Source organism: Tropicibacter oceani (assembly GCF_029958925.1).
Taxonomy (GTDB): Bacteria; Pseudomonadota; Alphaproteobacteria; order Rhodobacterales; family Rhodobacteraceae; genus Pacificoceanicola; species Pacificoceanicola oceani.
The window spans coordinates 2,779,659-2,802,947 of the sequence record NZ_CP124616.1; the positions used below are offsets into that span (position 1 = coordinate 2,779,659).

The window sequence follows — 23,289 nt, forward strand, 5'->3', positions numbered from 1 at the left end:
TGGTTGCGGGGGCAGGATTTGAACCTGCGACCTTCAGGTTATGAGCCTGACGAGCTACCGGGCTGCTCCACCCCGCGCCAATTGTTTTGCCTCACGTTAAGTTTTATGGAGTGAGGCATCACACGTTTAGAGAGATATTGGTTTTTACTAGGTTTGGCGGTGACCTACTCTCCCACACCTTAAGATGCAGTACCATCGGCGCAAAGGCACTTAACGGCCGGGTTCGGAATGGAGCCGGGTGTTTTGCTCTCGCTATGACCACCAAACCAAGTAAAAACCAATCGCTGCGCGATTGGGTTTTACTTGGTTTGAGCGGGAGGCAGGGTATTGCGCAGCAATGCCCGTTCCCGCCCCTCGTAATTCCGGGCGCAGCGTTCATCAATCAAGTGTTGTCCAAGTCAGTACGCTTTATGGAGCGTATGCTTTTGTTTGTCACAGATAGCCAAGCCTGGCTATTACTGGATCAAATCAAGCCTATCGGGCAATTAGTACCAGTCAACTGAACATGTTACCATGCTTACATCTCTGGCCTATCGACGTGGTGGTCTTCCACGGCCCTCAGGGAGATCTTGTTTTGAAGGGGGCTTCCCGCTTAGATGCCTTCAGCGGTTATCCTGTCCGAACATAGCTACCCTGCACTGCTGCTGGCGCAACAACAGGTCCACCAGTGGTTCGTTCACCCCGGTCCTCTCGTACTAGGGGCAACTCTTCTCAAATCTCCTACACCCACGGCAGATAGGGACCGAACTGTCTCACGACGTTCTAAACCCAGCTCACGTACCTCTTTAAATGGCGAACAGCCATACCCTTGGGACCTGCTCCAGCCCCAGGATGAGATGAGCCGACATCGAGGTGCCAAACACTGCCGTCGATATGGACTCTTGGGCAGTATCAGCCTGTTATCCCCGGCGTACCTTTTATCCGTTGAGCGATGGCCCTCCCACTTGGGACCACCGGATCACTATGGCCGACTTTCGTCTCTGCTCGACTTGTCAGTCTCGCAGTCAGGCTGGCTTATGCCATTGCACTCAACGAGCGATTTCCGACCGCTCTGAGCCAACCTTCGCGCGCCTCCGTTACGCTTTAGGAGGCGACCGCCCCAGTCAAACTACCCGCCACGCAGGGTCCCGGATCCGGATAACGGACCGCGGTTAGACATCAAACAGAACAAGGGTGGTATCTCAAGGGAGGCTCCACAGAGACTGGCGTCCCTGCTTCGAAGCCTACCACCTATCCTGCACATGTTGTGTCTGATGCCAGTGCGAAGCTGTAGTGAAGGTGCACGGGGTCTTTCCGTCTAACCGCGGGTAGCCGGCATCTTGACCGGCAATTCAATTTCGCTGAGTCGATGTTGGAGACAGCGGGGAAGTCGTTACGCCATTCGTGCAGGTCGGAACTTACCCGACAAGGAATTTCGCTACCTTAGGACCGTTATAGTTACGGCCGCCGTTTACCTGGGCTTCAATTCAGAGCTTGCACCCCTCCTTTTAACCTTCAGGCACCGGGCAGGCGTCAGACCCTATACGTCGTCTTGCGACTTCGCAGAGCCCTGTGTTTTTAGTAAACAGTCGCCACCCCCTGGTTTGTGCCCCCAGCCCCTAGTTGCCTAGGAACCGGGCCTCCTTCTCGCGAACTTACGGAGGTATTTTGCCGAGTTCCTTCAACATCGTTCTCTCAAGCGCCTTGGTATTCTCTACCAGTCCACCTGTGTCGGTTTAGGGTACGATCTCATGATGGAGCTATTTCCAGGGACCAATGAGCGGCCCACCCAATCCAATAAGGGTGAACAACCTTCATGATCCGTCACTTCCATCTGGCCCAGGAATATTAACCTGGTTCCCATCGACTACGCCTTTCGGCCTCGCCTTAGGGGTCGGCTTACCCTGCTCAGATTAGCTTTAAGCAGGAACCCTTGGACTTTCGGCGAGAGTGTCTCTCACACTCTTTGTCGCTACTCATGTCATCATTCTCGCTAGTGATCTCTCCACCGGATCGCTCACGCGCCGGCTTCACAGAAAGCCTCTTGTGTCCAATCCCACCGAAGTGGGTAAGGACACATGAGACTATGTCACACTACGCTCTGCTACCATGCCTTACGGCATCCTCAGCTTCGGCTCATGGCTTGAGCCCCGTTACATCTTCGCCGCAGGACAACTTGTTTAGACCAGTGAGCTGTTACGCTATCTTTAAAGGATGGCTGCTTCTAAGCCAACCTCCTGGTTGTTTTGGTCGTCCCACCTGCTTTCCCACTTAGCCATGAATTAGGGGCCTTAGCTGGAGGTTAGGGTTGTTTCCCTCTTCACTACGGACGTTAGCATCCGCAGTGTGTCTGCCATCTAGTACTCCCGGGTATTCGGAGTTTGGTTAGGATCAGTAAGCCTGTGGGGCCCCATTACCCATCCAGTGCTCTACCCCCCGGGGTATTCGGATGACGCTCTACCTAAATAGATTTCGCAGAGAACCAGCTATCTCCGAGTTTGATTGGCCTTTCACCCCTAGGCACAACTCATCCCGACCTTTTTCAACAGGTGTGGGTTCGGACCTCCAGTAAGTGTTACCTTACCTTCATCCTGGTCATGCCTAGATCACTCGGTTTCGGGTCTGATCCATCTAACTCGACGCCCTATTAAGACTCGCTTTCGCTGCGCCTACACCTAACGGCTTAAGCTTGCTAGATAGACCAAGTCGATGACCCATTATACAAAAGGTACGCCGTCACAAGACTGGACACTAATGACAATCATTTGCCTGCAAATGATTGGCAAGTTGCCGGCAGGGCATTGCAAAGCAATGTCCCGGGAGGCAACCCCCTATCAATTCCAGGTGCTGATTATGTTTTGCTGCCGCATCCCTACCGCGTAGGAACACTGACACGGAACTGCACGGTCTCGATCCCGGGGTTGTCGTCGTAGATCCCGGCATTCGACCGATGGTCGTAGCTGAGACCAAACCGCCAACCGCGGTCGTTCTCGTAGCCAACCTCGATCCCCGATCTAAACTCGATCGGACCACCCAGGTCGAACCCTCCATTATCCAGGTACAGACCCGGCATGGAGTGCAATTGCGCAAAGATCGGCGCGTTCCGCATCTGGATCGTATAGGTCTGGCCGAAGCCAACCCATGTCTCACCATGCTCGCCAACCGAAAGTCCCGCCGCACTTCCGAAGGGGCCACGGTTGTGACCCAGATCGTAGCGCAGATAGATTTCGCTGGCTTCGCTTGCGCGCCGCTCAAGAACCTGGCCTGCCGAGATCGCAAACCTTGGCGTCGTCTCCGACTTGCCAAGGCACCCGCTCTCGGTGCCGCAGTGGTTGCGGCTCATGTCGGTCAGACCGAGTACGAGCATCAATACTGCAAAGGTTCCGTCAGCCATGATTTTCTCCATTCGTTTCCGAACGGTCATGGCGCAGATTATCATTAGAGTCCAGTCAAGCTCCGACTGTTTGTAGGCGTCCGGTTTCAGGTACTGTTTCACTCCCCTCGTCGGGGTGCTTTTCACCTTTCCCTCACGGTACTGGTTCACTATCGGTCAGTAAGGAGTACTTAGCCTTCGGGGGTGGTCCCCCGATCTTCAGACAGAATTTCACGTGTTCCGCCCTACTTGATACGTCCTATCGTGCTTCATATACGGGACTGTCACCCACTATGGTTGGTCTTTCCAGACCATTCTATTCACACTCAAGGCTCGGCTGGTCCCCGTTCGCTCGCCGCTACTAGGGGAGTCTCTATTGATGTCCTTTCCTCCGGGTACTTAGATGTTTCAGTTCCCCGGGTTTGCTCTTAAAACCCTATGTATTCAGGTAATAAGTACCTGTTTTACCCGATTATCAATAACCACGAGGGCTAATAATAACCGAGTATCAGGTGGGTTGCCCCATTCGGAGATTCATGGATCAAAGCCTATTCTCGGCTAACCATGACTTATCGCAGAGTATCACGTCCTTCATCGCCTCTTACTGCCAAGGCATCCACCAAACGCCCTTCTCGCGCTTGATTTGATCCAGAAATAGCAAGGCTTTCGTCTTGCGCAGTGCCCAGCTGGTTCGCTTGAGGCACCTGTCTTTCTGAACCAAAAGCATACTTTCCCGCTCCCGTATGCTTACGGGAACTTTAGGTTTCAGGCCTCGCGGCCCAAAACCTTCTCAGTCATTCCGTGCGGAATGAATGAGTGGTTAGTGTACTTGACTTGGACAACGATTGCTTTTTTCAGAAGGGATACAAACCACCGGCCGGCTAGACCCGTGTTTCGCCTTCCGCCCTGGGGCGGAACCAACTGAGATTGACTGTTACTCCAGCCAATCAAGCAATGTTGATTGATTATCTCTCTATACGATGTGAATTACTGCTGACCTTCTTGCAAAGGCAGCGTGTCCGATTGGACGGATAAGAACCCAAAGGTGCTTATCGATCTAATCGTCGTGAATGGTGGAGCCTAGGAGGATCGAACTCCTGACCTCCTGAATGCAAATCAGGCGCTCTCCCAGCTGAGCTAAGGCCCCTAAATGGTGAAGGCGTTGCTCTCGTGACATTGCTGCGCAATGCACTGTCGCAACTCCAACTCGTCGCTACGCGAGAGTTGGTGGTGGGTCGAGGAGGACTTGAACCTCCGACCTCACGCTTATCAGGCGTGCGCTCTAACCACCTGAGCTACCGACCCAGCGAGTTTTGCAAGGCAAAACCGCATCGCCGCGACAGGGGCTTGCTGCGCAAGCTCCCGAAAGCGGCCAGGCTTGCAGCAAAACTGGCAATTTCCATACGAGCCGGCGGCCCGCGTTACTTGTCTGAAGAGATATGAGGACGACCCAGGTTCGTCTGATGTTGTTCCGGCAAAGGTACCGGAACGTTGCTAAGTGTATCACGAGATCGGCAAGCCGATCTATCCAGATACATCCTTAGAAAGGAGGTGATCCAGCCGCAGGTTCCCCTACGGCTACCTTGTTACGACTTCACCCCAGTCGCTGATCCTACCGTGGTCCGCTGCCTCCCGAAGGTTAGCGCACGGCCGTCAGGTAGAACCAACTCCCATGGTGTGACGGGCGGTGTGTACAAGGCCCGGGAACGTATTCACCGCGTCATGCTGTTACGCGATTACTAGCGATTCCGACTTCATGCTCTCGAGTTGCAGAGAACAATCCGAACTGAGACAACTTTTGGGGATTAACCCACTGTAGTTGCCATTGTAGCACGTGTGTAGCCCAACCCGTAAGGGCCATGAGGACTTGACGTCATCCACACCTTCCTCCCGCTTATCACGGGCAGTTTCCCTAGAGTGCCCAGCCGAACTGCTGGCAACTAAGGATGTGGGTTGCGCTCGTTGCCGGACTTAACCGAACATCTCACGACACGAGCTGACGACAGCCATGCAGCACCTGTCACTGCGTCCCCGAAGGGAACCACAGATCTCTCTGTGTGGCACAGGATGTCAAGGGTTGGTAAGGTTCTGCGCGTTGCTTCGAATTAAACCACATGCTCCACCGCTTGTGCGGGCCCCCGTCAATTCCTTTGAGTTTTAATCTTGCGACCGTACTCCCCAGGCGGAATGCTTAATCCGTTAGGTGTGTCACCGAACAGTATACTGCCCGACGACTGGCATTCATCGTTTACGGTGTGGACTACCAGGGTATCTAATCCTGTTTGCTCCCCACACTTTCGCACCTCAGCGTCAGTATCGAGCCAGTGAGCCGCCTTCGCCACTGGTGTTCCTCCGAATATCTACGAATTTCACCTCTACACTCGGAATTCCACTCACCTCTCTCGAACTCAAGACCAGGAGTTTTGGAGGCAGTTCCGGGGTTGAGCCCCGGGATTTCACCCCCAACTTTCTGGTCCGCCTACGTGCGCTTTACGCCCAGTAATTCCGAACAACGCTAACCCCCTCCGTATTACCGCGGCTGCTGGCACGGAGTTAGCCGGGGTTTCTTTACCAGGTACTGTCATTATCATCCCTGGCGAAAGAGCTTTACGACCCTAAGGCCTTCATCACTCACGCGGCATGGCTGGATCAGGCTTGCGCCCATTGTCCAAGATTCCCCACTGCTGCCTCCCGTAGGAGTCTGGGCCGTGTCTCAGTCCCAGTGTTGCTGATCATCCTCTAAAACCAGCTATAGATCGTAGACTTGGTAGGCCATTACCCCACCAACTATCTAATCTAACGCGGGCCAATCCTTCTCCGATAAATCTTTCCCCCGAAGGGCGTATAAGGTATTACTCACCGTTTCCAGTGGCTATTCCTTAGAGAAGGGTATGTTCCCACGCGTTACTAACCCGTCCGCCGCTAAACCCGAAGGTCTCGCTCGACTTGCATGTGTTAGGCCTGCCGCCAGCGTTCGTTCTGAGCCAGGATCAAACTCTCAAGTTGAAAAGCTGTTACCAGCTTATCCTTGACGTTCGAACCTCTGCACATCTCCAATACTCAGGACCGCTTTGGGGGCAGATCCCTATGTTGACCCGGCTAGGAACCAACACGCATTGGAAGTCATCTGTTTGATAACGTGCTTCAGGTTTCATCAGAAACCGAAAGCCGCTACAAACAGTGAAGCTGACACTGGATCATCGGACCGAAGCCCTACCAGCGTTGATATGCAGACATTTGTCCATCGAAATGAACCCAAGTCGCCCGCATATCTCTTCAGATACTCGCGATGTCAAATAACGTCGAGACAACGATCAACCGGATGCGCCCTAACTTCTCGGCGCGCCCGCCCGTCATTACCTCAGTAGTGTCTCACAAACTTCCCGTCAAACCTCCGCCTCGCAGCGTGTCGTCCGGTCCGTCCAGTGCCCCGCAGCGCCTCAGCGCCGCCGGTGAAGGGGGTTCTACGGTTACTCCCAAACCTCCGCAAGCAGTTTTTTGATGTTTTTTGCACTGCAGCATGAAAAACCTGCCTTTTACCGCCCCCCCTGCCCTGGTCTTGCCGGGAATTTCCTGCGGAGACCGCGCAGATAATCACGCCAAATTACTGAAACTAAACGTTTTAGTTATCAACAGGCATCTTTCGCGACGCACCCTGCCCTGCAGCCCGATTTTCAAAGAAACGTTCGGGACATGCGTCTGAAGCCAGCGAAAATCTACCCACGCTGGATGTCGGGCGGCGAAAAACAATCCTGAGGTTAAATACGCACCCGCAGCCCCACGGGGATGAAGCGACTCGGCCGCCTGACATCGCCGCAAAGCCCGGCAAAGTCATGTGTGCCCTGGGACCGGTGGCTGACCGTTCAGGCAACGCGGATTTACCCGTCTGTAAAGATATCCTGTCAGACACGTCCCCATGACAAATGGTATACCAAGGACAAGACATGCCTTTGATAGGGATCTACGACTGGTCACAGGTCACAACGCCTGCGTCGCTTGCCCCAAGCAACCTGAAATTCGACGAACACGCCAATGCGCCCGGGACATCCGGATACAATGGCGCCAATCCCAGTTGGGTTGGGCAGACGTATACTTATAACGGCGGCACCCCGTCTCATATCAAGGTCGTCGATGACGACGCCTTCTTTGAAGATGGCGACGCGGAAACCGGTGGCGCGGCCGTCCTGGCCGAAGCGGTCACGCTGAACGGCGTGACCTACCCGGCCGGGTCGATCGTAGAAAACGAGTTTTCCCTGCTGGACGGTTCCGGTTCCGAAGTCTGGGTCGTCAGAATCGCCGGCGACAACGTTGGCCTCGCGCCGCAGGCGCTGTACCCGGTGATCCCTGCAGGCTCGACCTTTACGCCGACACAGGCGCGCGATGGCGCGGGCGGCGCCTCCAGTTCCGACGGGGTCGCCAGCGAAGAAGCCTATGCAAACGTCGTCTGCTTTGCCCACGACACCCCCATCCAGACCGATCGCGGCCCCTGCCCCGCCGGTGATGTAAAGATCGGCGACAGGCTGGCCAGTGCAGACCACGGCCTGGTCGATGTGGTCTGGACGGCGCGGCGGCGCATTGTCTTTGCCGGTCGCAATGATCCGCGCAAGCCTATCGTGATACCGGCCAATGCGCTGGGTTCCGGTCTCCCGCGCGCGCAGGTCGAAGTATCGCCTCAGCACCGGATCTGCCTGCACCTTGGCGGGCGCGATGTTCTTGTGCCGGCGCGCGCGCTGCTGGGCCGCAATGGCATCCGGCTGCTGCGCGGCAGGAAATCCGTGACCTATATACATGTGATGTGCCGCCAGCACGAAATCATCAGCGCGGAAGGTCTGGCCACCGAAAGCTTTTATCCCGGGCCGATGGCGATCGAGATGCTGACACCGGATCAACGACAAGGGCTGCGCCGCGCGCTGCACCAGATCGGGCCATCGCCCAGTTCGCTTGCGCGCCCCTGTCTGACCTATGGGGAAACCCGCGCCCTGCTGGCGGCGGGACGCGATGCGAAACTGACGCAATCGGCCCTGTTCGCAAATGGTGTCGCCGAGCGTAGCGGCCGCCAGCCTGGCGCACCACGGCTGGCGGGGTGATCCCCCCCTGCGCCGAACAAAAAAAGGGCCCCGCCGGGGCCCCTGTAGGTTCGCTGATAAGGCTCACTTATTTATCACCGCCCGTTTTCGAGTTTTTGCCTGCGGCCTTACCCGCGTCAGGAACACGCGCACGTGCCCCGGAAGGCGCAGAGGGTCGGCGGTGACGGCCCCCCTCTGCGTATCGCGTCAGCTGCAGCCCGAGGTGGACCCGCAGGTGTTGCACTTCATGCAGGTGCCGTTGCGCACCAGCGTGTAGTTGCCGCATTCGCCGCAAGGATCGCCCTCGTAGCCCTGCATCTTGGCCTTGGTGCGCTGGTCCATCGACATGGTGCCGCTGGTCACGGCCACCGTCGAGGTCGCGGCAGCGCCAAGCCCGGTTTCGGGCACCAGCGTGCTGAGCGCCTGCACCGGATCGGTGCCGGTCTGGGCAAAGGCCACCCCGCCCGCCTGACCGCCCTGAAGCACGATCAGTTCCTGCGGCAGGCGCTTGCGCAGATAGCCGGTCGAACTGATCTGCTTGAGCACCTCGAGGCTGCGCGACGCGGCGCTTTCGGACAGTTCCTTGACGTTGGACACGCCCTCTTCCTCGCCGCGGCCGATGTCGTCAAAGGTCGCGCCTTCGGGTTTGACATGGGCCAGATCGGTGCGATCCAGGTAGGACACCGCCAGTTCGCGGAAGATATAGTCCAGGATCGAGGTGGCATTCTTGATGCTGTCGTTGCCCTGAACCATGCCCGCCGGTTCGAACTTGGTAAAGGTGAAGGCGTCGACGAACTCCTCCAGCGGCACGCCGTATTGCAGACCAACCGACACGGCGATGGCAAAGTTGTTCATCATCGCCCGGAAACCGGCGCCTTCCTTGTGCATGTCGATGAAGATCTCGCCAAGGCTGCCGTCCTGGTATTCACCGGTGCGCAGGTAAACCTTGTGCCCGCCGACGATGGCCTTTTGGGTATAGCCCTTGCGGCGTTCCGGCATCTTGGTGCGCTGCGACTTGATGATCTCCTTGATGACCACCTTTTCGACGATCTTCTCGGCCAGGACCTTGGCCTTTTCCTGGGTCGAGCCGCTTTCCAGCACCTCGGCGGCCTCGTCGTCATCCTCGACCAGCGCGGCGGCCAGAGGCTGCGACAGCTTGGATCCGTCACGGTACAGCGCGTTGGCCTTCACACCCAGCGACCAGGACAGCTCGTAGGCCTTCTGGCAATCCTCGATGCTGGCGTCATTCGCCATGTTGATGGTTTTCGAGATCGCGCCCGAGATGAACGACTGCGCAGCGGCCATCATGGTGATGTGGCTGTTGACCGACAGGTAACGCTTGCCCTTCTTGCCGCAGGCGTTGGCGCAGTCAAAGACGTTCAGGTGTTCGTCCTTGAGGTGCGGCGCGCCTTCCAGCGTCATGGTTCCGCAGACGTGATCGTTGGCGGCCTCGACCTCGCGCTTGGAGAAACCAAGGTGCTTGAGCATGTCAAAGGTCGGGTCGTTCAGCTTGGTCGCCGGAATGCCCAGCGTCTCGCGGCAGAACTCTTCGCCCAGGGTCCACTGGTTGAACACGAACCGGATGTCAAAGGCCGTGGCCAGCGCGGCCTCGATCTTTTCGATCTGGCGCGGGCCAAAGCCGTGACCGATCAGCGAGGTGTGGTTGATCCCCGGAGCATTGCCCAGCGTGCCGTGACCGACGGCATAGCCGATGATCTCTTCGATCTGCGCGCTGCCATAGCCCAGCTTGTCCAGCGCCGCCGGCACCGAATGGTTGATGATCTTGAAGTAGCCGCCACCGGCCAGCTTCTTGAACTTGACCAGGGCAAAGTCGGGCTCGATCCCGGTGGTGTCGCAATCCATGACCAGACCGATGGTGCCCGTGGGGGCGATCACGCTGGTCTGGGCGTTGCGGTAACCGTGCTTCTTGCCCAGTTCCAGCGCCTCGTCCCAGGCGCCCATGGCCAGTTCGACCAGGTCGGCATCGGGGCAATGGGCGTGGTCCAGCGGCACCGGCTTGATCGCCAGGTCTTCGTAGCCGGTGGTCGCGCCATAGGCGGCGTTGCGGTGGTTGCGGATGACGCGCAGCATGTGCTTGCTGTTCTTCTCGTATTTCGAGAAGGCACCCAGTTCACCCGCCATTTCGGCCGAGGTGGCATAGGCGACGCCGGTCATGATCGCAGTCAGGGCACCGCACAGCGCGCGGCCTTCGTCGCTGTCATAGCCAAAGCCCATGTTCATCAGCAGACCGCCGATGTTGGCATAGCCAAGGCCCAGCGTACGGAAATCATAGGACCGCTGCGCGATTTCCTTGGAGGGGAACTGCGCCATGGTCACGCTGATTTCCAGCGTCAGGGTCCACAGACGCGTGGCGTGCATATAGCTTTCTGCGTCGAACTTGCCGCCGTGCAGGAAGGTCAGCAGGTTCATCGAGGCCAGGTTACAGGCCGTGTCGTCCAGGAACATGTATTCCGAACAGGGGTTCGAGCCGCGGATCTCGCCGTCTTCGGGGCAGGTGTGCCAGGCGTTGACGGTGTCGTGGAACTGGATGCCGGGATCGGCGCAGGCCCAGGCCGCGTGACCGACGTTTTCCCACAGGTCGCGGGCGCTGACGGTTTTGGCGACGCTGCCATCGGTGCGGCGGATCAGCTCCCATTCCTTGTCTTCGCGCACGGCCTTAAGGAAGGCATCGGTGACGCGGATCGAGTTGTTGGAGTTCTGGCCCGACACGCTTGCATAGGCTTCGCTGTCCCAATCGGTGTCATAGGTCGGGAATTCGATGCTGGCATAGCCCTGCCGCGCATAGTCCAGCACGCGCTTGATATATGTCTCGGGGATCATCACGCCCTTGGCGGCGCGGATCGCGCCCTTGAGCGCCTCGTTCTTGGCGGGGTCATAGGCGTCGGCTTCGGCGCCGTCCCAGACCTTGATCGCCGCGAAGATGCCGTTCAGCATCTTTTCGTGCATCTTGGAGCCGGCGACGATGGACGCCACCTTCTGTTCTTCGAGCACCTTCCAGTTGATGAATTCCTCGATATCGGGGTGATCGACGTCACAGATCACCATCTTGGCGGCGCGGCGCGTGGTGCCGCCCGACTTGATGGCGCCCGCCGCCCGGTCACCGATCTTGAGAAAGCCCATCAGGCCCGAGGATTTGCCACCACCCGACAGCGGTTCATTCGCGGCGCGCAAGGAGGAGAAGTTGGTGCCGGTGCCGGACCCGTACTTGAACAGGCGTGCCTCGCGGACCCACAGGTCCATGATGCCGCCGTCCCCCACCAGATCGTCCTTGACCGACTGGATGAAACAGGCGTGCGGCTGCGGGTGCTCATAGGCGCTGGTGGATTTGGTCAGCTCGCCGGTCTGGAAGTCGACATAGTAATGCCCCTGCCCCGGACCGTCGATGCCGTAGGCCCAATGCAGACCGGTGTTGAACCACTGCGGGCTGTTCGGTGCGGCCATCTGGGTACACAGCATATAGCGCATTTCGTCGAAATAGGCCTGGGCGTCGGCCTCGGTGGTGAAATAGCCACCTTTCCAGCCCCAATAGGTCCAGGCCCCGGCCAGGCGATCAAAGACCTGCTTGGCGCTGGTTTCGCCGATGCGCTCGGTCTTGGCCGTGGCGGGCGCCGAGCGCCACAGGAACTCGGGCACGCCCTTTTCCTTGACCTTCTTCAGCTCAGCCGGAACGCCGGCTTTGCGGAAATACTTCTGGGCGATCACGTCGCTTGCGACCTGGCTCCACTTGGCGGGCACTTCGAGGTTGTCCTGCTTGAACACGACCTTGCCGTCCGGGTTGCGAATTTCCGACGTCGTCGTCGTGAATTCGATACCCTCGTAAGCGTCCTGCCCTGCCTTGGTGAATTTTCTTTCGATTTTCATCCGAACTGCCCCGTTTTCTCTACGTGTGTCCCGTTTTCCCTGCGCCAGGCCGCCGGTGCGATAAGGGCAAAATTCAACCGTGGCCCGTATCGAACATACGCGCCTGAAAGCCTTTGCTCTCTTGTGGTTTTTGTCTCTGTCCCTTGGCGCGACCACTATATCTGGTGTGGCTCCGGCCTAGCTTGCACAAAATGGCGCAAACCTTAGCAGATCGTCAACGGGTTTTTTGGCGAATTACCCATATATTTAGTGTTGACGGTGGGGCCGCACACTAGGGCCTGTGTTGTCCCCCGATTCATTCACAAGGGCCCGCAAACGCGGCGGGGCCGAAACCTTTGGATTTCTGCCGCAGTTACGGCAAGTTATCCACAGGCGTTAAGAGTTGCGGCGGGATTGCAGCATTTGTGTGTTGGCGCGCAAAGCTGTCCAGATGTTGTGGCATCGGCACCACGATCAAGCCTCAAGCGGCCGTTTGAGAGCAGAATCGCCAGCCCTGCCGCCTGAACGGGCAAAGACGCGGACACAAGCCGCGCGCCACAAGGATCACGGGCCAGCAACCATCAGTCATACAAGATATGGAGAAGTGGTCGGGGCGGCGAGATTCGAACTCACGACCTTCTGTACCCAAAACAGACGCGCTACCAGGCTGCGCCACGCCCCGACTGGGCCTCGTTTAGCGTCAAGTCACCGGCAAGAAAAGGGCAATTTCGCCCCTGTGCCTATTCGCAGGGCCAGGCGGCGCCCTCGATCGCGGGATGGCGCAGCTGCGCGCCCGGCTGGATGCCCATCTGCGCCGCCAGCCCGCCGTTGATTTCCAGAACGTACCGGATGTCGCCGCCGCCCTCGATCGCCGTCAGATCGCCGGGGATGGCGTTTGCATGCACCTTTTGCACCACGCCGGTTTCGTCGGCAAAGATCATGTCCAGCCCGATCAGCGTGTTCTTCATCCAAAAGGCCACAGGCTGCGCCGAAGGATAGACAAACAGCATGCCGCGGCTGCTGGGCATGTCCTCGACGAACATCAGCCCCCGCGCCCGTTCGGCCGCATCATCAGCCACGTCCACGCCAAAGCGTACCTTGCCGAAATCACCGCGCAGCCAGACCGCACCATCGTCGCAAAGGACCGCGGCAAAACCCGGGGTCGCGCCCAGGGCCAGGCCCCAGGCCAACGTCAGCGCGCCAAGGCGGCTTCCCATGCGAATACCTCCATCGCCATGCGGCCGCGGCGGCCATCGACCACGCGAATGGCCAGCGCCTCGCCCGGTTGCAGATCCGCCAGACCCGAGCGCCGCAGCACCTCGATATGAATGAAGATATCTTCGGGCTTGCCGAAGACATTTGCAAACCCGAATCCCTTTGCCTTGTCGAACCACTTGACCCGCGCGGGTTCCAGCGGCGCATTGGCCATGACCTCCTGGTCGATGTCCTCGAAATCGGCCAGCGGCATCCCGGCGCTGCCTTCAGGCGGTTGGATATGGTAAACCTCGGTGGCCTGCACGCCGCGATCCGTGCGCTGCACGCCAATCTCGATCCCGGCGCCATCAGCGACCGAGCTTTGTCCGAAATTGCGCAGCACATTGGCATGAAGCAGAATATCAGCCCCGCCGTCGTCCGAGATGACAAAGCCAAACCCTTTGACCGGATCGAACCACTTCACCTTACCCTTGACCCGCTCTTCTGCGTTGTCTTGTTGTGTCAAACCATACTTCCAGTGTCTTTAGTGACGTATCCCACCACCGTCTTGGCGCATTCCACAGGGGTAGTTCAACCTGTCCGAAAGAGCATTTTTGTGACATTCCCCTGCGTTTTCTGGAAAAGGTGTAACGTAAATCAGCTGAATTCAGGGATTCAGGCGGGCAATTTCCCAAGGCTGGCCCGCATCCGCCCGGGTCCAGCGGAATCGATCATGCAGGCGAAAGGCGCCATCGGCCCAGAATTCGATCTCGACCGGGACAATGCGGAACCCGCCCCAGAACGGCGGACGCGACGGCGACGGCCCGTGTTTGGCGGTGACCTTTGCAACCTCGGCCATCAGCGCGGCGCGCGACGACAACGGCTGCGATTGCTGCGACGCCCAGGCCCCCAGCCGGCTTTTGAGCGAGCGCGAGGCATAATATTCGTCAGCCTTTGGCCCCTCTTCGCGTTCGACCGTGCCGCGCACCCGGATCTGACGGCGCAGCGATTTCCAGTGCATGACAAAGGCGGCCTTGCCGGCCTGCTCGATCTCTTGCGCCTTGGTGCTGGTGTAATTGGTGTAAAACACGAACGCGGCGTCTTCGATTTCCTTCAGCAGCACCATCCGGGCATTGGGCATGCCCTGCGCATCCACCGTCGACAGGGCAATGGCGTTGGGATCGTTGATTTCCTGCGCCTCGGCCTCGGCCATCCAGGCGCGTGCGATGGCAAAAGGATCATCGCCTGCAAAAATTCCGCTTCTGTCCGTCATGTCCTTGTCTCCTTGCCCGAATTGCCCTGCCCGCCGCCCCGCACCGCGATTGCAGGCTTGATGGCGTCAGGGGGATCGCCTAAACGACGATAAACGGGTTATCTGGGTGGAGAAGGCAATATGTCAAACGGGTTGATGGCGGGAAAGCGCGGTCTCATCATGGGGCTGGCAAATGACAAGTCGATTGCCTGGGGCATCGCCAAGGCCTGCGCCGACGCGGGCGCGGAACTGGCCTTTTCCTATCAGGGCGACGCCTTGATGAAGCGCGTCGGCCCGCTGGCCGGGCAACTGGGCAGCGATATCGTGCTGCCCTGCGACGTGGCCGACGGCGCCTCGATCGACGCTTTGTTCAAATCGCTCAAGGAAAAGTGGGACAGCCTGGATTTCATCGTCCATGCCATCGGCTTTTCCGACAAGAACGAATTGCGCGGCCGCTACGTGGACACGTCCAAGGACAACTTCACCATGACCATGGACATCTCGGTCTACAGCTTTACCGCCGTGATGCAGCGCGCCGAAAAGATGATGAAGAACGGCGGCAGCGCCGTCACCCTCACCTATTACGGCGCCGAACGCATCATGCCGCATTACAACGTGATGGGTGTGGCCAAGGCCGCGCTCGAGGCGTCGGTGCGCTACCTGGCCGAGGATCTGGGCAAGGACGGCATCCGCGTCAACGCCATCAGCGCCGGCCCGATCAAGACCCTGGCCGCCTCCGGCATCGGCGATTTCCGCTACATCATGAAGTGGAACGAATACAACTCGCCGCTGCGCCGCAACGTCACCATCGAGGACGTCGGCAAATCGGCGCTGTACCTGCTGTCCGATCTGGGCAGCGGCGTGACCGGCGAAACCCACCATGTCGACGCCGGCTATCACGTGGTCGGGATGAAGGCGGTGGACGCCCCCGACATCACCAAGGGCTGATCCCGCATGGACTGGACCCATATCCTGGCCTTCAACGTCACGCTTCTGGCGGCGATGGCCGTGCCGGGTCCGGCCTTCCTGTTTGCACTGCGCCAGTCGATCGCGGGCGGCTTTTTGACCGGGGCCGCCACCGGCATTGGCCTGGCACTGGTGGCCTCGGGCTGGACAGCCGCTGCCCTCTTGGGGCTGGGCGCGGTCTTCGCTCTGGTGCCCTGGGCCTTTGCCCTGCTCAAGATCACCGGCGCGCTTTACCTGATCTGGATCGCCTACACGCTCTGGCGCGACGCGCGCCAGCCGGTGGCCGACAGCGCCCGCCCCGGGGCACGCGCCTTTCTGGGCGGAGTGCTGGTGAACCTCGCCAATCCCAAATCCGTGCTCTTTGCCGCCTCGGTCCTGCTGGTGATCTTCCCCAAGGACCTTGGGCTGGCCGACAAGGCGCTGATCACCGCCAACCATTTCATCGTCGAATGCTGTATCTATACCGCTTTCGCCGCCCTGCTGGCCACACCGCCCGCCCGCGCGGGATACCTGCGCCTCAAACCCATGATCGACCGCATCGCCGGCGCCCTTCTGGGCGCGCTTGGCCTGCGCCTTCTGCTCGACCGATAAGGAGAGACCCCGATGGACAACCGCCTGCCCCATGAAAAAGGCTTTCACGTCAGCTGGGACCAATTGCACCGCGACGCCCGCGCCCTGGCCTGGCGCCTGCAGGGCAAAGGCCCCGACGAAGGCGCATGGCGCGCCGTGGTCGCCATCACCCGCGGCGGCATGGCCCCGGCGATGATCGTCGCGCGCGAACTCGACATCCGCACCGTCGACACGGTCAGCGTCAAATCCTACCACTCGGGCGGCGGCAAGGCCGACCAGCGCCGCGAGGCCCAGGTGCTCAAGGCGCCCGACGCCACGGTTGTCGGCGACGGCACCGGCATCCTGATCATCGACGACCTCGTCGACAGCGGCAAAACCCTCGAACTGGTGCGCAGCCACTACCCAAAGGCGCATTTCGCCAGCGTCTACGCCAAACCCCAGGGCCGCCCCCAGGTCGATACCTTCATCACCGAGGTCAGCCAGGACACCTGGATCTTCTTCCCCTGGGACATGGCGCTGCAATACGTCAAACCCTACCGCGGCGAAGACTGACCCAAGGGGCCTCTTTGTGCCACAAATATCCTCGGGGGTTTGGGGGCTGACAGCCCCCAACGGGGGTCTGGGGGCCTGCCCCCAGGACGGAATGCGGCCCGCCAGGGCCTCGATCAGATCAAGGGGACCACAGCATGACAACCCGGACCAAGGCCACCTTCCCCCCGCCCATCCCCGAAGCCCGGCGCTGGCTTGACGGCGTCACCTTCCCCCCCGGCCGCCCGCTGATCAACCTCAGCCAGGCCGCCCCGGTCGACCCGCCCCCGCCGCAGATGCGCGCCGCCATGGCCCGCGCGATCGAGACGCCGCAAACCCATCTCTATGGCCCGGTTCTGGGCAACGACAGCCTGCGCGCGGCGCTGGCCGAAAACTGGGCGCGCCACTATGGCGGCACCGTCCAGCCGGGCCAGATCGCCATCACCGCAGGCTGCAACCAGGCCTTTGCCGCGACCATCGCTGCCCTGACCACCGAAGGCGACGAGGTGATCCTGCCGGTTCCGTGGTACTTCAATCACAAGATGTGGCTGGACATGTCCGGCGTGACGGCGGTGCCGCTGCACACCGGCCCTGACCTGATCCCCGATGCTGCCGCCGCCGAAACGCTGATCACCGACCGCACCCGCGCCATCGCGCTGGTGTCGCCCAACAACCCGGGCGGCGTGGAATATCCGCCGCAGACCCTGCGCGCCTTTTTCGATCTGGCGCGCAAATACGGGCTGCGGCTGATCCTTGACGAAACCTACCGCGATTTCCACAGCCAGTCCGGCGCACCGCATGATCTTTTGGCCGTAACAGACTGGGATCAAACGCTGATCCAGCTTTACAGCTTTTCCAAGTCCTACCGTTTGACCGGCCACCGCGCCGGGGCCATCATCGCCGATCCGGCCCTGCTGCACGAGATGGAGAAATTCCAGGACACCGTCGCCATCTGCGCGCCGCAGATGGGCCAGATGGCCGCCGAATGGGGGCTGCGCAATCTCGATCAATGGGTGGCCGAGCAGCGCGATGAAATCCTCGCCCGCCGCCGCGCCATCGCCGAACACTTCCCGGCCCTTCAGGCCAAGGGCTGGAAACTGTTGGGGCTGGGCGCCTATTTCGCCTATATCGAACACCCGTTCGCGGACACCGCCGCCCAGATCGCGCCCAAACTGGTGCGCGAAGCGGGCGTGCTGCTGCTGCCCGGCTCGATGTTCTTTCCCAAGGGCGATCCCAGCGGCGACCGGCATTTCCGCGTCGCCTTTGCCAATACCGACGCCGCCGGCATCGCCGATTTCACCGCGCGACTTGCGGCGCTGGACTGGCCCCTTGCAGCCCCGAAAGGTGCAGCGTAGACAAGGCCAGCCTTTAAACCCCGGGGGAGAACCAAATGGCATCGAAACGCGGCGGCATGCCCAAATCTCTTGGCTTGATCCTGATTGCCATGCTCGTGCTCGGGCTTGGCGGCTTTGGGGTCACGAATTTCTCGGGGAACGTGCGCAAGATCGGCTCGGTCGGCGGGGCGGACATGCCTGTCGATGGCTATGCCCGCGCCCTGCAGAACGAAATCCGCGCGATCGAGGCCCAGGTCGGCCAGCCGGTCAGCTTTGTGCAGGCGCAGGCCATGGGCCTGCCGCAGCGCGTACTCAGCCAGATGGTCGTCAGCGCCGCGCTGGAAAACGAAGCCGCAACCCTGGGAATTTCCGTCGGTGACCAGCAGCTGGCCGAGGAACTGAACAACATCCAGGCCTTTCACGGCCCCGATGGCAAACTGGACCGCGTCGCCTATGCCGCCGCGCTGGACAACATCGGCCTGACCGAACGCGAATTCGAAGAACAGCTGCGCGGCGAAAGCGCCGCCACCTTGCTGCAAGGCGCCGTGCTGGCAGGCACCCGGCTGCCGGACACCTATATCGACACGCTGATCGACTATGCCGCCGAACGCCGCGCCTTCACTTGGGCGGAGTTGGGCGCCGAGGCCCTGACCACCGGCCTGCCCGTCCCCACCGACGCCGAGCTGACCACCTGGTACGAGGCGAACATCGACCGCTTTACCCTGCCGGAAACCAAGCAGATCACCTATGCTTGGCTGACCCCGGACATGATCGTCGACACCGTCGAGGTCGATGAGCAAAGCCTGCGCGACGCCTATGCCGAACGCGAGGCGGAATTCAACATGCCCGAACGGCGGCTGGTCGAACGGCTGGTCTTTGGCGACCAGGCCCAGGCCCAGGCGGCCGCCGACCGGCTGGCCGCCGGCGAGACGACGTTCGAGGCGCTTGTCGAGGAACGCGGCCTGACGCTGTCAGATACCGACATGGGCGATGTCACCCGCGCCGATCTGGACGGTGCCGCCGATGCGGTCTTTGCCGCCGAGGTGGGCGATATCGCCGGCCCCGCGCCGACCGGCCTTGGCCCGGCGCTGTTCCGTCTGAACGCCGTCCTGCCCGCGCAGGAAACCACCTTTGAAGAGGCCCAGCCGGTGCTGCGCGACGCGCTGGCGCTGGACCGTGCCCGCCGCGTGATCGACGGCATGGCGCAAAGCCTGGACGATGAACTGGCCGCCGGTGCCACGCTCGAGGAACTGGCGCAGGACAGCGACCTGCAACTGGGCCAGATCGGCTGGAGCGCCGAGACCGCCGAGGGCATCGCCAGCTACGAAGCCTTCCGCGAGGCCGCGCAGGCGTTGACCGCCGACGATTACCCGCAGATCGGCCAGCTGGGCGACGGCGGCATCTTTGCCATGCGCCTTGAGGAAATCCGCGATCCGGCCCCCCAGCCCTTTGAGGACGTGCGGGATGCGGTCGAGCAAGGCTGGGAACAGCAGGCCCGCACCGATGCGCTGCTGGAACAGGCCCAGTCCCTGGCCGAGCAGATGCGCGGCGGCGCCAGCTTTGAGGACCTGGGCCTGACCGCCCGCGCGGAAACCGGCCTCAGCCGCAATGCCCAGCCTTCGGACCTGCCGGCCGGGCTGGTCGCCCAGGCCTTTACGCTCGAGCCGGGCGCCATTGCCTCGCTGCCCGGCGCAGGCAGCGCCTTTGTGCTGCGGCTGGACCAGGTCATTGCCCCCGACCGCAGCAGCGACGAGGTGCAGACGCTAAGGCAGATCTTTGGCGATCAGGCCGCAGCCGACATCGCGCAGGACCTGTTCCAGGCGCTGTCCAGCGATATCCAGCAACGCGCCGGCGTGGTGATCGACCAGCAGGTGATCAACGCCGTTCACGCGAATTTCCAGTAAGGTCCGTTTCCCAGATGTCCAGTTTGACCCCGATGTATGACGATTTTGCCAAAGGCTACGACGCCGGGCAGAACCAGTTGGTCTATACCCGCCTTGCCGCCGATCTGGACACTCCGGTGTCCTTGATGCTGAAACTGACGGGCGCGGCCAAGGATGCCTTCATGCTGGAATCGGTGACCGGCGGCGAAGTGCGCGGGCGCTATTCCATCATCGGGATGAAACCGGATGTGGTCTGGCAGTGTCACGGCACCACGTCGCGGATCAACCGCCAGGCGCGCTTTGACCCCGATGCCTTTCAGGATCAGTCCGCCGATCCGCTGACCGCCCTGCGCGACCTGATCGCGGAATCGCGCATTGACCTGCCCGAGGACCTGCCGCAGGCCGCCGCCGGCCTGTTCGGCTATCTGGGCTATGACATGATCCGGCTGGTCGAACACCTGCCCAACGTGAACCCCGATCCGCTTGGTCTGCCCGACGCCATGTTGCAGCGCCCCTCGGTCATCGCGGTCCTTGACGGCGTCAAGGGCGAGGTCACCGTGGTGTCCCCTGCCTGGGTGCAGGACGGGCTGTCGGCCCGCGCCGCCTATGCCCAGGCGGCCGAGCGTGTCATGGATGCGGTGCGCGATCTGGAACGCGCCCTGCCCGAGGCGACGCGCGATCTGGGCGACAGCGCCGATCTGGGGCAACCGGTGTCGAATTTCACCCACGACGGCTATAAACAGGCGGTCGAGGCGGCCAAGGAATACATCCGCGCCGGGGACATCTTTCAGGTGGTGCCGTCGCAGCGCTGGACGCAGGATTTCCCGCTGCCGCCCTTTGCCTTGTACCGCTCCTTGCGGCGCACCAACCCGTCGCCCTTCATGTTCTATTTCAACTTTGGCGGCTTTCAGGTCATCGGCGCCAGCCCGGAAATCCTTGTCCGGGTCTTTGATCGCCAGGTGACGATTCGCCCGATCGCAGGCACCCGCCCGCGCGGCGCGACCCCCGAAGAGGACCGCGCGCTCGAGGCGGATCTGCTGGCCGACAAGAAAGAGCTGGCCGAACACCTGATGCTGCTGGACCTCGGCCGCAACGACACCGGCAAGGTGTCGAAAATCGGCACCGTGCGTCCGACCGAACAGTTCATCATCGAACGCTACAGCCACGTGATGCACATTGTATCCAACGTCGTCGGCGAACTGGCCGAGGATCAGGACGCCCTCTCCGCCTTTTTCGCCGGGATGCCTGCGGGCACCGTATCCGGCGCGCCCAAAGTCCGCGCGATGGAGATCATCGACGAGCTGGAGCCGGAAAAGCGCGGCGTCTATGGCGGCGGTGTCGGCTATTTCAGCGCCGGCGGCGATATGGACATGTGCATCGCCCTGCGCACCGCGCTGGTCAAGGATCGCAAGCTGTACATCCAGGCCGGCGGCGGCGTGGTCTATGACAGCGACCCCGAGGCCGAGTACCAGGAGACCGTTCACAAATCGAACGCGATCCGCCGTGCGGCGGCCGATGCGGCGCGCTTTGCGGGCAATGGCAACGGCTGAGCGACCGGTTTCCAGCGCCTACTCTGGGGCAGGCTGCCTTGTTTCGCGCACAAGGGTTAACTGATTCGTAACGCGCGGCCTCGCCCATAGCGCGAAATACGGCGCTCGTTCTGCCATTCCGCGCATTTTGGGGATGCTCTGGCTGTCCTTCACCTTAGGTCACGCCAGATTTCAACCCATTTTTAACGATCCAAGCCAGATTAAGGCAATCATTGCCTCATTTCACCAAAGACATGCCCCAATTGGAATTTAACCCTCTGGCCATGGCACGCACGCTTCGCAAACAAACCCATCAGGATTTTCGCCGACGGATCAAATCCGTCGACCCGACGTTCTACCGCAACGGTGAACGCGGCGCGATGAAGGATGCGACAGCGCAGCGGCCCATCGGCTCGGCCCTGCTGGGGTTTGGCTGGGCTTATCTTGTCATCTCGGTCGCCAACAACCGCACGGTGATCGAACAGTCGCTGCACCAGGGCAACCTGCACACCGATTACCACGGCTATGTGCTTATGGCACTGGCGGCGCTGCTGGCGGCCTCGGGCGTCATGCTGCTGCTGCACCTCGTGCGCTATTTCACCAAGACCGGTGGCAAAAAGCGCAATTCAGGCGGCCTGCTTGTTGGCGCTTTGGGCGCGCTGGTGCTGGTCTACACCCCTACCAGCGTCTGGGACGCCGGTTTCGACATGATGGACGGCAATTCGCGCAGCTTTGTGCAAACCGCCTCGGCCACCATGTCCGGCGCCATCCCCAGCATCGACCTGGGCAGCGTGGCTTTCGTGTCCTCGCAGGGTCGCTAAGCGTCAGATCACCCCGACAAACCGGTCCGGCAACACGTACTGCCCCGGATAATCCGGCCGATCGAACTGCCAAAACCCGGTATCTCCGCGCGCCTGCCAGCTTTGCACCATGCGCTGACGGATCGGCCCCATGTCAAAGCCCGCCTGCACCGGCAGCGCGGCAAAGCCTTCGAAAACCGCGCGATCCTCGCCGCGCGCCTCGGCGAACCAATGGCGCCCGATGGCGATATCCTTGACCCCGCCGTCCAGCGCCGCGGTCACGCTGTTGCGCTGATCCATGGCGCGGGCATAGGCCGCGAAATCGCAGAACTTGAGGTGGAACAGGTACAGGTCATCCGGCGCGAACAGCTTGTCGCTTTGGGTGAAATGGCCGCCGCGCGCGATCTTGTGGCCGGTGCTGATGACGCAAGGCTTGGAATAATGCGGCGCAAGGCGCACGTGCCGGCGGGGCCCAAGGATGGTATCGGTGATCGGCTGATCCTCGATGTCGATCCGGTGGATGACCTCAAGGCCCAGGGGCGTCAGGTTGCGCCGCAGCTTTGCCGCGCGCAGATAGTCCAGCAGCCCGATGCCGGCGCCGGGGTCCACCACCACCAGTTCATCGACATCGCCGACGATCACATGGTTGTAATAGCAGCGCAGCCCCTGGACAAAGTTGTTCAGCATCCGCCACCGCTTCATGTCGAAGTTCTTGTGCGGATCGCCCGGGATGCCGATGATGTTGCAGCCCTGCGCCAGTTGGGCAACCTCGTCCCCCCGGCCATGATTGACGATATAACAATTCTCGCGTCCCAGCGCGTCACCGTAGTGGCGCAGCCATGCCTTCAGGAAAAAGGCATCGTCGCGCACCATTGTCAGGGCGGCGGCCACCGATTGCATCTGCTCTGCCTCGCGTTGTTCTTTTGCCGCAGCCTACCCCACCCGCAGCGTTTT

At 60.7% G+C, this 23,289-nt stretch carries 13 protein-coding genes, 4 tRNA genes and 3 rRNA genes; 8 read left to right on the forward strand and 12 right to left on the reverse strand.

The features are described 5' to 3' along the window. From QF118_RS13365 to QF118_RS13390, 6 genes are all read right to left on the reverse strand, one after another. Positions 1–77 (reverse strand) — tRNA-Met (locus QF118_RS13365). Between the two features lie 74 nt (positions 78–151). Continuing rightward, positions 152–266, reverse strand: a 5S ribosomal RNA gene (gene rrf / locus QF118_RS13370). A gap of 198 nt (positions 267–464) precedes the next feature. Beyond that, a 23S ribosomal RNA gene (locus tag QF118_RS13375) occupies positions 465–3,996 on the reverse strand. 427 nt (positions 3,997–4,423) lie between these two features. Then, positions 4,424–4,499: transfer RNA gene (locus tag QF118_RS13380), tRNA-Ala, on the reverse strand. Between the two features lie 81 nt (positions 4,500–4,580). Further along, positions 4,581–4,657, reverse strand: a tRNA-Ile gene (locus QF118_RS13385). 239 nt (positions 4,658–4,896) lie between these two features. Further along, positions 4,897–6,358: ribosomal RNA gene (locus tag QF118_RS13390) — 16S ribosomal RNA — on the reverse strand. Together the 16S, 23S and 5S rRNA genes with 3 tRNA genes alongside form the textbook arrangement of a ribosomal RNA operon. A gap of 938 nt (positions 6,359–7,296) precedes the next feature. Between QF118_RS13390 and QF118_RS13395 the strand changes: the two genes are divergently transcribed. Next, positions 7,297–8,439, forward strand: coding sequence for a Hint domain-containing protein (locus tag QF118_RS13395; protein ID WP_282299551.1), 1,143 nt, complete (start codon positions 7,297–7,299; stop codon positions 8,437–8,439). Between the two features lie 186 nt (positions 8,440–8,625). Here QF118_RS13395 and QF118_RS13400 read toward each other — a convergent pair whose 3' ends face one another. The 5 genes from QF118_RS13400 to pdxH all read right to left on the reverse strand — a co-directional run bounded on the left by QF118_RS13400 (position 8,626) and on the right by pdxH (position 14,746). Continuing rightward, positions 8,626–12,300: a vitamin B12-dependent ribonucleotide reductase gene (locus QF118_RS13400; RefSeq protein WP_282299552.1), complete on the reverse strand. Its 3,675-nt coding sequence runs from the start codon at positions 12,298–12,300 to the stop codon at positions 8,626–8,628. Positions 12,301–12,884: 584 nt separating this feature from the next. Next, positions 12,885–12,961 (reverse strand) — tRNA-Pro (locus QF118_RS13405). A 58-nt stretch (positions 12,962–13,019) separates the two neighbouring features. Beyond that, positions 13,020–13,496 carry a DUF192 domain-containing protein gene (locus tag QF118_RS13410; protein WP_282299553.1) on the reverse strand — a complete coding sequence of 159 codons (477 nt, stop codon included), beginning with the start codon at positions 13,494–13,496 and terminating at the stop codon, positions 13,020–13,022. Then, positions 13,472–13,999, reverse strand: a complete 528-nt coding sequence (locus QF118_RS13415) for a cold-shock protein (RefSeq protein WP_282299554.1) — start codon at positions 13,997–13,999, stop codon at positions 13,472–13,474. The genes QF118_RS13410 and QF118_RS13415 overlap by 25 nt, the downstream gene beginning before the upstream one ends. Before the next feature lie 141 nt (positions 14,000–14,140). After that, entirely contained in the window at positions 14,141–14,746 is a 606-nt protein-coding gene (gene pdxH / locus QF118_RS13420) for a pyridoxamine 5'-phosphate oxidase (RefSeq protein WP_282299555.1), read from the reverse strand. A 120-nt stretch (positions 14,747–14,866) separates the two neighbouring features. Between pdxH and fabI the strand changes: the two genes are divergently transcribed. The 7 genes from fabI to QF118_RS13455 all read left to right on the forward strand — a co-directional run bounded on the left by fabI (position 14,867) and on the right by QF118_RS13455 (position 22,356). Next, the gene (gene fabI / locus QF118_RS13425) at positions 14,867–15,673 is read left to right on the forward strand and encodes an enoyl-ACP reductase FabI (RefSeq protein ID WP_282299556.1); all 807 of its coding nucleotides are present in this window, start codon (positions 14,867–14,869) and stop codon (positions 15,671–15,673) included. A 6-nt stretch (positions 15,674–15,679) separates the two neighbouring features. Continuing rightward, positions 15,680–16,282 (forward strand): LysE family translocator, encoded by a 603-nt coding sequence (locus QF118_RS13430; RefSeq protein WP_282299557.1) that lies wholly within the window; start codon positions 15,680–15,682, stop codon positions 16,280–16,282. Between the two features lie 12 nt (positions 16,283–16,294). Next, positions 16,295–16,813, forward strand: a complete 519-nt coding sequence (gpt, locus tag QF118_RS13435; RefSeq protein ID WP_282299558.1) for a xanthine phosphoribosyltransferase — start codon at positions 16,295–16,297, stop codon at positions 16,811–16,813. 134 nt (positions 16,814–16,947) lie between these two features. Next, on the forward strand, positions 16,948–18,144 hold the full coding sequence (locus QF118_RS13440; protein ID WP_282299559.1) for an aminotransferase: 1,197 nt from the start codon (positions 16,948–16,950) through the stop codon (positions 18,142–18,144). A gap of 56 nt (positions 18,145–18,200) precedes the next feature. Further along, a complete protein-coding gene (locus QF118_RS13445; RefSeq protein ID WP_282299560.1) occupies positions 18,201–20,027 on the forward strand; it encodes a peptidyl-prolyl cis-trans isomerase in 1,827 nt (608 codons plus the stop codon). A 14-nt stretch (positions 20,028–20,041) separates the two neighbouring features. Continuing rightward, positions 20,042–21,556, forward strand: a complete 1,515-nt coding sequence (gene trpE / locus QF118_RS13450; RefSeq protein ID WP_282299561.1) for an anthranilate synthase component I — start codon at positions 20,042–20,044, stop codon at positions 21,554–21,556. Between the two features lie 263 nt (positions 21,557–21,819). After that, positions 21,820–22,356, forward strand: coding sequence for a hypothetical protein (locus QF118_RS13455; protein ID WP_282299562.1), 537 nt, complete (start codon positions 21,820–21,822; stop codon positions 22,354–22,356). Between the two features lie 3 nt (positions 22,357–22,359). Here QF118_RS13455 and QF118_RS13460 read toward each other — a convergent pair whose 3' ends face one another. Next, complete coding sequence (locus QF118_RS13460) at positions 22,360–23,235, reverse strand: glycosyltransferase family protein (RefSeq protein ID WP_282299563.1); 876 nt, start codon at positions 23,233–23,235, stop codon at positions 22,360–22,362. Between the last annotated feature and the right edge of the window lie 54 nt (positions 23,236–23,289).